This window comes from Pseudomonas sp. GW821-FHT01C01 (genome assembly GCF_059422645.1).
This window is the reverse complement of the sequence record NZ_JBWKXF010000021.1, coordinates 84,772-94,656: the sequence shown is the minus strand read 5'-3', so window position 1 is coordinate 94,656 and position 9,885 is coordinate 84,772. Positions and strand designations below refer to the sequence as shown.

General features: G+C 61.0%; 13 protein-coding genes. 10 read left to right on the top strand and 3 right to left on the bottom strand.

The window, feature by feature from the left end; translation table 11 throughout:
* Nucleotides 1-102: 102 nt before the first annotated feature.
* Nucleotides 103-1,137, bottom strand: coding sequence for a type IV pilus twitching motility protein PilT (locus AC07XF_RS15190; protein WP_495027131.1), 1,035 nt, complete (start codon nucleotides 1,135-1,137; stop codon nucleotides 103-105).
* A 56-nt stretch (nucleotides 1,138-1,193) separates the two neighbouring features.
* On the opposite strand from AC07XF_RS15190, the gene AC07XF_RS15185 reads away from it, so the two are divergent.
* The 10 genes from AC07XF_RS15185 to AC07XF_RS15140 all read left to right on the top strand — a co-directional run bounded on the left by AC07XF_RS15185 (nucleotide 1,194) and on the right by AC07XF_RS15140 (nucleotide 8,219).
* On the top strand, nucleotides 1,194-1,880 hold the full coding sequence (locus tag AC07XF_RS15185) for a YggS family pyridoxal phosphate-dependent enzyme (protein ID WP_495027130.1): 687 nt from the start codon (nucleotides 1,194-1,196) through the stop codon (nucleotides 1,878-1,880).
* A 34-nt stretch (nucleotides 1,881-1,914) separates the two neighbouring features.
* Nucleotides 1,915-2,733 (top strand): pyrroline-5-carboxylate reductase, encoded by an 819-nt coding sequence (proC, locus tag AC07XF_RS15180; RefSeq protein ID WP_495027129.1) that lies wholly within the window; start codon nucleotides 1,915-1,917, stop codon nucleotides 2,731-2,733.
* A 10-nt stretch (nucleotides 2,734-2,743) separates the two neighbouring features.
* Nucleotides 2,744-3,334, top strand: a complete 591-nt coding sequence (locus tag AC07XF_RS15175; RefSeq protein ID WP_495027128.1) for a YggT family protein — start codon at nucleotides 2,744-2,746, stop codon at nucleotides 3,332-3,334.
* Between the two features lie 4 nt (nucleotides 3,335-3,338).
* On the top strand, nucleotides 3,339-3,632 hold the full coding sequence (locus AC07XF_RS15170; RefSeq protein WP_495027127.1) for a DUF167 domain-containing protein: 294 nt from the start codon (nucleotides 3,339-3,341) through the stop codon (nucleotides 3,630-3,632).
* 230 nt (nucleotides 3,633-3,862) lie between these two features.
* Entirely contained in the window at nucleotides 3,863-5,002 is a 1,140-nt protein-coding gene (metX, locus tag AC07XF_RS15165) for a homoserine O-succinyltransferase MetX (RefSeq protein ID WP_495027126.1), read from the top strand.
* 7 nt (nucleotides 5,003-5,009) lie between these two features.
* On the top strand, nucleotides 5,010-5,630 hold the full coding sequence (metW, locus tag AC07XF_RS15160) for a methionine biosynthesis protein MetW (RefSeq protein WP_495027125.1): 621 nt from the start codon (nucleotides 5,010-5,012) through the stop codon (nucleotides 5,628-5,630).
* Between the two features lie 26 nt (nucleotides 5,631-5,656).
* Nucleotides 5,657-6,091, top strand: a complete 435-nt coding sequence (locus AC07XF_RS15155; RefSeq protein WP_495027124.1) for a DUF4426 domain-containing protein — start codon at nucleotides 5,657-5,659, stop codon at nucleotides 6,089-6,091.
* Nucleotides 6,088-6,684 (top strand): RdgB/HAM1 family non-canonical purine NTP pyrophosphatase, encoded by a 597-nt coding sequence (gene rdgB / locus AC07XF_RS15150; protein ID WP_007987823.1) that lies wholly within the window; start codon nucleotides 6,088-6,090, stop codon nucleotides 6,682-6,684. Before AC07XF_RS15155 ends, rdgB begins: the two co-directional genes overlap by 4 nt.
* Nucleotides 6,681-7,886, top strand: a complete 1,206-nt coding sequence (hemW, locus tag AC07XF_RS15145; RefSeq protein ID WP_495027123.1) for a radical SAM family heme chaperone HemW — start codon at nucleotides 6,681-6,683, stop codon at nucleotides 7,884-7,886. The genes rdgB and hemW overlap by 4 nt, the downstream gene beginning before the upstream one ends.
* Nucleotides 7,887-7,895: 9 nt before the next feature.
* Nucleotides 7,896-8,219: a DUF3392 domain-containing protein gene (locus tag AC07XF_RS15140; protein WP_008019970.1), complete on the top strand. Its 324-nt coding sequence runs from the start codon at nucleotides 7,896-7,898 to the stop codon at nucleotides 8,217-8,219.
* A gap of 131 nt (nucleotides 8,220-8,350) precedes the next feature.
* On the opposite strand, the gene trmB is transcribed toward AC07XF_RS15140, so the two are convergent.
* Complete coding sequence (gene trmB / locus AC07XF_RS15135; protein WP_007995461.1) at nucleotides 8,351-9,076, bottom strand: tRNA (guanosine(46)-N7)-methyltransferase TrmB; 726 nt, start codon at nucleotides 9,074-9,076, stop codon at nucleotides 8,351-8,353.
* Nucleotides 9,077-9,085: 9 nt separating this feature from the next.
* A complete protein-coding gene (locus tag AC07XF_RS15130) occupies nucleotides 9,086-9,880 on the bottom strand; it encodes a thiazole synthase (RefSeq protein ID WP_495027122.1) in 795 nt (264 codons plus the stop codon).
* Nucleotides 9,881-9,885 lie beyond the last annotated feature (5 nt).

The window sequence follows — 9,885 nt, the reverse complement described above, 5'->3', positions numbered from 1 at the left end:
GTGTATAAGAGAAAGGAGCAAGCCCGCTCCCACTTTGGAATGCATTCCCTGTGGGAGCGGGCTTGCTCGCGAAGAGGCCCTTGAAAGCACCACACATCCTCCTCAAAAACCATCCGGCGACCGCGCTTTCTCCTGTGCATGATCACGACTGATCAATCCCTTGGTCACCAGGTCCTTCAAGCACATATCCAGCGTCTGCATGCCCAACGCCCCTCCCGTCTGTATCGCCGAGTACATCTGCGCCACCTTGTCTTCGCGGATCAGGTTGCGGATCGCCGACGTCCCCAGCATGATTTCGTGGGCCGCGATGCGCCCGCCACCGACCTTCTTCACCAGCGTCTGGGACACCACCGCCAGCAGCGACTCGGAGAGCATCGAGCGCACCATCGCCTTCTCATCCCCCGGAAACACATCCACCACACGGTCGATGGTTTTCGCTGCCGAGGTGGTGTGCAGCGTGCCAAACACCAGATGGCCGGTTTCGGCGGCGGTCAACGCCAGGCGAATGGTCTCCAGGTCACGCATCTCGCCCACCAGAATCACGTCAGGGTCTTCCCGTAGCGCCGAGCGCAGGGCCGTGGCGAAGCTGCGGGTATCGCGGTGGACTTCACGCTGGTTGATCAGGCATTTACGCGACTCGTGGACGAACTCGATGGGGTCTTCGATGGTGAGGATGTGGTGATGGCGATGAGCGTTCAGGTAATCGATCATCGCCGCCAGCGTGGTGGATTTGCCGGAACCAGTCGGGCCGGTCACCAGCACCAGGCCGCGGGGAGCGTCGGTCATTTTGCGAAACACTTCTCCCATGCCCAGTTCGTCCATGCTCTGCACTTTCGACGGGATGGTGCGAAACACGGCACCCGCGCCACGGTTCTGATTGAACGCATTGACCCGAAAACGCGCGACACCGGGCACATCAAAGGAAAAATCGGTTTCCAGGTGCTTCTCGAAGTCCCCCCGCTGGGTGTCATTCATGATGGCGTAGATCAACGCCTGCACCTGCTTGTGGTCCAGAGCCGGCAAGCTGATGCGCCGCACATCGCCATCCACCCGAATCATCGGCGGCAGACCGGCGGACAAATGCAGGTCGGATGCCCCCTGTTTGGCGCTGAATGCCAGCAGTTCGGTGATATCCATAGCGCCTCTCAATTCCAGTAGAATGCCGCGAACCTTCAGACCGCTGGCGCCTCTTGATGTCCACCATAGCAGACAACATTCTCGAAGTTAGTTCGCGCATACATGCCGCAACACTCGCCGCCAACCGCGCCGAAAACAGCGTCCAACTGCTGGCCGTGAGCAAGACCAAACCCGCACAAGACCTGCGTGAAGCCTACGCCGCCGGCCTGCGCGACTTTGGCGAGAACTACCTGCAGGAAGCGCTGGGCAAGCAGCTCGAATTGGCCGACCTGCCCTTGATCTGGCACTTCATCGGCCCCATTCAATCGAACAAGACTCGCGCAATCGCCGAGCACTTCGACTGGGTGCATTCCGTGGATCGTCTGAAAATCGCACAACGCCTGTCCGAACAACGTCCCGCCGGTTTGCCGCCCCTGAACATCTGCATTCAGGTCAACGTCAGCGGTGAAACCAGCAAATCCGGCTGCACCCCGGCTGACCTGCCGGCCCTGGCCAGTGCCATCAGCGCTTTGCCGCGTCTGAAGTTGCGCGGGTTGATGGCTATCCCTGAGCCGACTGAAGATCGCGCCGCTCAGGATGCTGCGTTTGCTGCCGTACAAAGCCTGCAAGCCAGCCTGAACCTGCCACTCGACACACTTTCCATGGGCATGAGCCACGATCTCGAATCGGCCATCGCCCAAGGTGCCACCTGGGTCCGTATCGGTACGGCCCTGTTTGGCGCTCGCGACTACAGCCAGCCTTGAAAATGGCTGACACCTCTCTTTATAAGGACCTGACATGAGCAAGACGCGTATTGCCTTTATCGGTGCCGGCAACATGGCAGCCAGTCTGATCGGCGGCCTGCGGGCCAAGGGTCTGGAAGCGGCGCAGATCCGCGCCAGCGACCCGGGCGAAGAAACCCGCGCCCGCGTGAGCGCTGAACACGGCATCGAAACCTTCGCCGACAACGCCCAGGCCATCGAAGGTGCCGACGTGGTCGTGCTGGCGGTCAAGCCGCAGGCGATGAAAACCGTGTGCGAAGCCATCCGCCCAAGCCTCAAGCCCAATCAACTGGTGGTTTCGATTGCCGCGGGCATCACCTGCGCCAGCATGAACAACTGGCTCGGCGCCCAGCCGATCGTGCGCTGCATGCCCAATACCCCGGCGCTGCTGCGCCAGGGCGTGAGTGGACTGTTCGCTACCGCCGAAGTGACCGCAGAACAGCGTCAGCAAGCCCAGGATCTGCTGTCCGCAGTCGGCATCGCTCTGTGGCTGAACGAAGAGCAGCAACTGGATGCGGTCACCGCCGTTTCCGGCTCCGGCCCCGCGTACTTCTTCCTGCTGATCGAGGCCATGACCGCCGCCGGCGTGAAACTCGGCTTGCCTGCGGACATCGCCGCGCAACTGACTCTGCAAACCGCGCTGGGTGCCGCTCACATGGCGGTCTCCAGCGACGTGGATGCCGCCGAGTTGCGCCGCCGTGTCACCTCGCCTGCGGGCACTACAGAAGCTGCAATCAAGTCGTTCCAGGCCGGCGGCTTCGAAGCGCTGGTAGAAACAGCACTCGGCGCTGCCGCGCATCGCTCGGCCGAGATGGCCGAACAACTGGGTCAATAAGGAGCTTTTCATGATTGGTTTGAACACCGCAGCGGTCTACGTGCTGCAAACCCTCGGCAGCCTGTACCTGCTGATCGTGCTGATGCGCTTCGTGCTGCAACTGGTGCGGGCGAATTTCTACAACCCGCTCTGCCAGTTCGCCGTGAAGGCCACCCAGCCGCTGCTCAAGCCACTGCGCCGGATTATCCCGAGCGTGTTTGGCCTGGACATGTCCTCGCTGGTGCTGGCGATCCTGGTGCAACTGGCGCTGATGGCCCTGACCCTGCTGCTGACCTACGGCACCACCGGCAACCCGCTGCAACTGCTGATCTGGTCGATCATCGGCGTGACCGCGCTGTTCCTGAAGATTTTCTTCTTCGCCCTGATCATCAGCGTGATCCTGTCCTGGGTCGCCCCGGGCAGCCATAACCCGGGCGCCGAACTGGTGAACGACATCTGCGAACCGGCCCTGGCGCCGTTCCGCAAGATCCTGCCGAACCTGGGCGGTCTGGACATCTCGCCGATCCTGGCCTTCATGGCGCTCAAGCTGATCGACATGTTGGTGATCAACAACCTGGCAGCCATGACCATGATGCCGGAAATCCTCCGTGTGTTGATCTGACCCGGTGAGCTGGTTTCGCTGGGACGGTGACGACCTGATTCTGGAGTGTCACCTGCAACCGGCAGCCCGTAGCGATGACTTCGCCGGGTTGCACGGTGATCGCCTGAAGATTCGCCTGACCGCACCGCCGGTCGAAGGCAAGGCCAACGCGTATCTGATGGCGTTTCTGGCCAAGGCCTTTGGCGTGTCCAAGAGCCAGGTCAGTTTGATCAGTGGCGAGTTGAATCGGCAGAAACGGGTGCGAATTCGTTCGCCGAAGAAGTTGCCGGATTTGCCTGATCTGGTGCGCCCGGCCTGACCTCAATGTGGCGAGGGAGCTTGCTCCCGCTGGGCCGCGAAGCGACCCCAGACAAGTCGCCGCAAGATCCCTGACTGCCCCGGGTATCAGCTTTCAGGGCCGCTTCGCGGCCCAACGGGAGCAAGCTCCCTCGCCACAGGTACATCGGGGAAAAATCAGGCCCGGCCTTTGCTTGCCGCTAACCCCAGCGGTCTTTAGACTTACGCCTCATTTCAATGAGAGCAGGGTCGATGCCAGCTGCCTTTCCCCCCGATTCTGTTGGTCTGGTGACGCCGCAAGTGGCGCACTTCAGCGAGCCGCTGGCTTTGGCCTGTGGACGTTCGCTCCCGGCCTATGACCTGATTTACGAAACCTACGGCACCTTGAACGCCGCGGCGAGCAACGCCGTGCTGATCTGCCACGCCTTGTCCGGGCACCACCACGCCGCCGGCTACCACAGCGCCGACGACCGCAAACCCGGTTGGTGGGACAGTTGCATCGGCCCGGGCAAGCCGATCGATACCAACAAGTTCTTTGTGGTCAGCCTGAACAACCTCGGCGGTTGCAACGGTTCCACCGGCCCGAGCAGTATCAACCCGGACACTGGCAAGCCGTTCGGCGCCGACTTCCCGGTCTTGACCGTCGAAGATTGGGTGCACAGTCAGGCGCGCCTGGCCGATCGCCTCGGCATCACCCAGTTCGCGGCCGTGATCGGCGGCAGCCTCGGCGGCATGCAGGCGATGCAATGGAGCATCACCTACCCTGACCGCATCCGTCACTGCCTGGCCATCGCTTCGGCGCCCAAGCTGTCGGCACAGAACATCGCGTTCAACGAAGTGGCGCGCCAGGCGATCCTCACCGACCCGGAATTCCACGGCGGTTCGTTCCAGGAACAGGGCGTGATCCCCAAGCGCGGCCTGATGCTGGCGCGGATGGTCGGGCACATCACTTACCTGTCCGACGACTCCATGGGCGAGAAATTCGGCCGCGGGCTGAAGAGCGAAAAGCTCAACTACGACTTCCACAGCGTCGAGTTCCAGGTTGAAAGCTACCTGCGCTATCAGGGCGAAGAGTTCTCCGGGCGCTTCGATGCCAATACGTATCTGTTGATGACCAAAGCGCTCGATTACTTCGATCCGGCGGCGAATTTCGACGATAACCTGGCGAAAACCTTTGAAGGTGCCAAAGCCAAGTTCTGCGTGATGTCGTTCACCACCGACTGGCGCTTCTCCCCTGCCCGCTCGCGGGAACTGGTGGACGCGCTGATGGCCGCGCGCAAGGACGTCTGCTACCTCGAGATCGACGCACCGCAAGGCCACGACGCCTTCCTGATTCCGATCCCGCGCTACCTGCAGGCATTCGGCAATTACATGAACCGCATTACGTTGTGAGAAAGCCATGAGAGCTGATCTGGAAATCATCCAGGAATGGATCCCCGCCGGCAGCCGCGTGCTCGACCTCGGGTGCGGCGATGGCGAACTGCTGACCTGGCTGCGCGACAACAAGCAAGTCACCGGCTATGGCCTGGAAAACGACGCCAACAACATCGCCGAGTGCGTGGCCAAGGGCATCAACGTCATCGAACAGGACCTGGACAAGGGCCTGGGCAACTTTGCCAGTAACAGTTTCGACATCGTGGTCATGACCCAGGCGCTGCAAGCGGTGCACTACCCGGACAAAATCCTCGACGAAATGCTGCGTGTCGGTCGCCAGTGCATCATCACCTTCCCCAACTTCGGTCACTGGCGCTGCCGCTGGTACCTGGCGAGCAAGGGCCGGATGCCGGTTTCCGAGTTCCTGCCGTACACCTGGTACAACACGCCGAACATTCACTTCTGCACCTTCGCGGACTTTGAAGCCTTGTGTCGCGAACGTGAAGCGAAGGTCATTGATCGGCTTGCCGTGGATCAACAGCATCGGCACGGGTGGGCCAGTAAGCTATGGCCTAATCTGTTAGGTGAGATCGGAATCTACCGCGTCAGCAGTCCGGGACTTTCCGACCACAAGGTCGCAGTCTGATCCACCCTATTTCAAGGAGAACGATCATGGGTCGTCTAGCATTGTTTCTACTCACTGCCTGCCTGAGCGTCACCGCCATGGCCGCCGACGCCATCAAGAGCGAACGCAAGGAAACCTTCGGCGACGTGACAGTGCACTACAACACCTTCAACTCCACCTACCTGCTACCGGACGTTGCCAAGGCAGCCCAACTGACTCGCAGCAAGGATCAGGGCGTGATCAACATTACGGTGATCAAGGCCGGCACGCCGATGATGGCCGAGGTCAGCGGTACCGTCAAAGACCTGACCAGCCAGAGCTACACACTGAACTTCAAACAAGTCACCGAGCAAGGAGCGATCTACTACATCGCCCAATACCCGGTACCACAGCAGGAAGTCCGCACCTTCGACATCAAGGTGCAGACCGGTGACAAAATCAACACCATCAATTTCAACCAAGAGCTCTTCCCCGGCCAATGATCAACTTCACGCAACTCGTATTGGCCAGCCATAACGCCGGCAAACTCAAGGAACTCCAGGCCATGCTCGGCGAATCAGTGCATCTGCGCTCGATCGGCGAGTTCAGCAGCGTCGAGCCCGAAGAAACCGGTTTGTCGTTCGTCGAGAACGCCATTCTCAAGGCCCGCAATGCCGCGCGCATTTCCGGCCTGCCAGCGCTGGCCGACGATTCCGGGCTGGCGGTGGATTTCCTTGGCGGTGCACCCGGCATTTATTCGGCGCGCTATGCCGACGGCAAGGGCGATGCAGCGAACAACGCCAAGCTGCTCGACGTGTTGAAAGACGTCCCTGAAGCCGAGCGTGGAGCGCAGTTCGTGTGCGTGCTGGCATTGGTGCGCCACGCCGATGATCCATTGCCGATCCTCTGCGAAGGTTTGTGGCACGGGCGAATCCTGACCCAGGCCAGCGGCGAACACGGTTTTGGCTACGACCCGCTATTCTGGGTGCCGGAGCGCGATTGCTCCAGCGCCGAGCTGAGCCCGGGCGACAAAAACCAGATCAGCCACCGCGCCCGTGCAATGGATCTGCTGCGCCAGCGTCTGGGCTTGAAATGACCCGTGAATCATCCGCGTCGCCGCTGATCTTCGGCGGCGATGCTTCATCGCCCCGGGCGGCATTGCCTGTGTTGCCGCCCCTGGCGCTGTACATCCACATCCCGTGGTGTGTGCGCAAATGCCCTTATTGCGACTTCAACTCCCACACCGCCAGCCCGGTGCTGCCGGAAGAAGAGTATGTCGACGCGTTGCTGGCCGACCTCGACCAGGACCTGCACGCCGTCTATGGTCGTGAGCTGAGCTCGATCTTCTTTGGTGGCGGTACGCCAAGCCTGTTCAGTGCTGATTCGCTGGGTCGCTTGCTCAAAGGCGTCGAACAGCGCATCCCGTTTGCCAGCGACATCGAAATCACACTGGAAGCCAATCCGGGGACATTCGAGCAAGACAAGTTCGTGGCGTACCGGAAACTGGGCATCAATCGCCTGTCGATCGGCATCCAGAGTTTTCAGCAAGAAAAACTCCAGGCTTTGGGCCGCATCCACAACGGCGACGAAGCTGTACGCGCTGCCGGCATGGCGCGGCAGGCCGGGTTCGATAACTTCAACCTGGACTTGATGCATGGCTTGCCGAATCAGTCCCTGGACGATGCCCTGGCCGACCTGCGCACAGCCATCGCCCTGAAACCGACACACCTGTCGTGGTATCAACTGACTCTGGAACCGAACACGGTGTTCTGGAACCAGCCGCCGACGCTGCCGGAAGACGACACGTTGTGGGACATCCAGGAAGCCGGGCAAGCGCTGCTGGCCGAACACGGTTACGCCCAGTACGAAGTCTCGGCCTATGCCCTGCCCGGTCGTCCGGCGCGACACAACCTCAATTACTGGAGTTTTGGCGACTTCATTGGCATCGGCGCCGGTGCCCACGGCAAGCTCAGTCACCCGGACGGGCGCATTGTTCGCACCTGGAAAACCCGCTTGCCGAAGGATTACCTGAATCCGGCGAAAAGCTTCCAGGCCGGCGAGAAAGCGCTGACCAACGAAGAACTGCCGTTCGAGTTCCTGATGAATGCGCTACGCCTGACCGAAGGTGTCGAATCGCGGCTGTATCCGGAGCGTACCGGGCTTAGCCTGGATAGCCTCGCCGAAGGTCGCCGCGAAGCCGAACAAAGCGGATTGTTGCAGGTCGAACCGTCACGCCTGGCAGCCACCGAGCGCGGACAACTCTTTCTCAATGACTTGCTGCAGACTTTTCTGACATAAGGAAATCGAATGGATCTGATACTCGACCTGCTGGCCACAGTATCCCGCTGGAGTCGCAGTAACCTCTCGGAAATCGCCCTGGCCCTGGTGGGCTGCCTGCTGGTGCTGTTTGGTGCGGATTTCAAAGGCTGGGTCGAGCAACGTCTGGGCAGCATCGCCGGCGCCTTGCGCGTGCCGCTGATGTCCCTGCTGTGCATGATCGGCAGCGGCGCGGCACTGATCTACGCCACGCCATGGGTCGTGCGCGGCTTGAGCCAGTTCAACAACTACAGCCTGGCGCCGGTGTTGTTGGTGGTGTTGGTGTTGATTGGCGTGGTCGCCGACCGCCGCTGATCCTGCGACACACACGAAACAACTGTGGGAGCGGGCTTGCTCGCGAATGCGGTGTATCAGACAACATTAATGTCGACTGACACGACGCCTTCGCGAGCAAGCCCGCTCCCACATTTTTTACTGTGTAAGTCTTAAGCCAGTTTTTCGAACTTCAAATCCCACACACCATGCCCAAGACGTTCGCCACGGCGCTCGAACTTGGTGATCGGCCGTTCGGCCGGGCGCGGTACGCACTTGCCGTCTTCGGCGAGGTTGCGGTAACCCGGCGCAACATTCATCACTTCCAGCATGTATTCGGCGTACGGCTCCCAGTCGGTGGCCATGTGCAGAATGCCGCCGACCTTCAACTTGCTGCGCACCAGCTCAGCGAAGGACGCCTGAACGATGCGACGCTTGTGATGACGGCTCTTGTGCCACGGGTCCGGGAAAAACAGCATCAGGCGATCGAGGCTGTTATCGGCCACGCAGCGGTTGAGCACTTCGATGGCATCGCAATCGTAGACTCGCAGGTTGGTCAAACCCTGGGTCAGCACGCCATTGAGCAGCGCCCCGACACCCGGACGGTGAACCTCGACGCCGATGAAATCCTGATCCGGCGAAGCCGCTGCCATTTCCAGCAGCGAATGGCCCATGCCGAAACCGATTTCCAGCGAGCGCGGTGCCGAGCGACCGAACACCTGGTCGAAGTCCACCGGCGCATCGGCCAGTGGCAGCACGTACAGCGGCGCGCCCTGCTCCAGGCCGCGTTGCTGGCCTTCGGTCATGCGCCCGGCGCGCATCACGAAACTCTTGATGCGGCGGTGTTGGCGCTCGTCGCCTTCTTCCGTCTGGATAGGCGTGTCGTTCGATTCAGTCATCAATGGCTCTTACTTGATCAGACCATCCAGCGGCGAAGAGGCGCTGGCATAGAGTTTTTTCGGCATACGGCCGGCGAGGTAAGCCAGGCGGCCTGCGACGATCGCATGTTTCATGGCTTCAGCCATCATGACCGGCTGCTGGGCGTGAGCGATGGCCGAGTTCATCAGCACGGCATCACAACCCAGTTCCATGGCGATGGTGGCGTCGGAAGCGGTACCGACACCGGCATCCACCAGTACCGGGATTTTTGCTTCTTCGAGGATGATCTGCAGGTTGTACGGGTTGCAGATCCCCAGGCCGGAACCAATCAAACCTGCCAGTGGCATGACGGCGATGCAGCCGATTTCCGCCAGTTGCCGGGCGACGATCGGGTCGTCACTGGTGTAGACCATCACGTCGAAGCCTTCCTTGACCAGCGACTCGGCGGCCTTGAGGGTTTCGATCACGTTGGGGAACAGGGTTTTCTGGTCCGCCAGCACTTCCAGTTTCACCAGGTTGTGGCCATCGAGCAGCTCACGGGCCAGGCGGCAGGTACGCACGGCTTCGATGGCGTCGTAGCAACCGGCGGTGTTCGGCAGGAGGGTGTAGCGCTCCGGCGGCACGACGTCCAGCAGGTTCGGCTCGCCCTTGTTCTGGCCAAGGTTGGTGCGGCGCACAGCGAAGGTGACGATCTCGGCCCCCGAAGCTTCGATGGCCACGCGGGTTTCTTCCATGTCACGGTACTTGCCGGTACCGACCAGCAAACGCGACTGGTAAGTACGACCGGCCAGGACGAAAGGCTTGTCGCTACGAACGATGCTCATGGGAA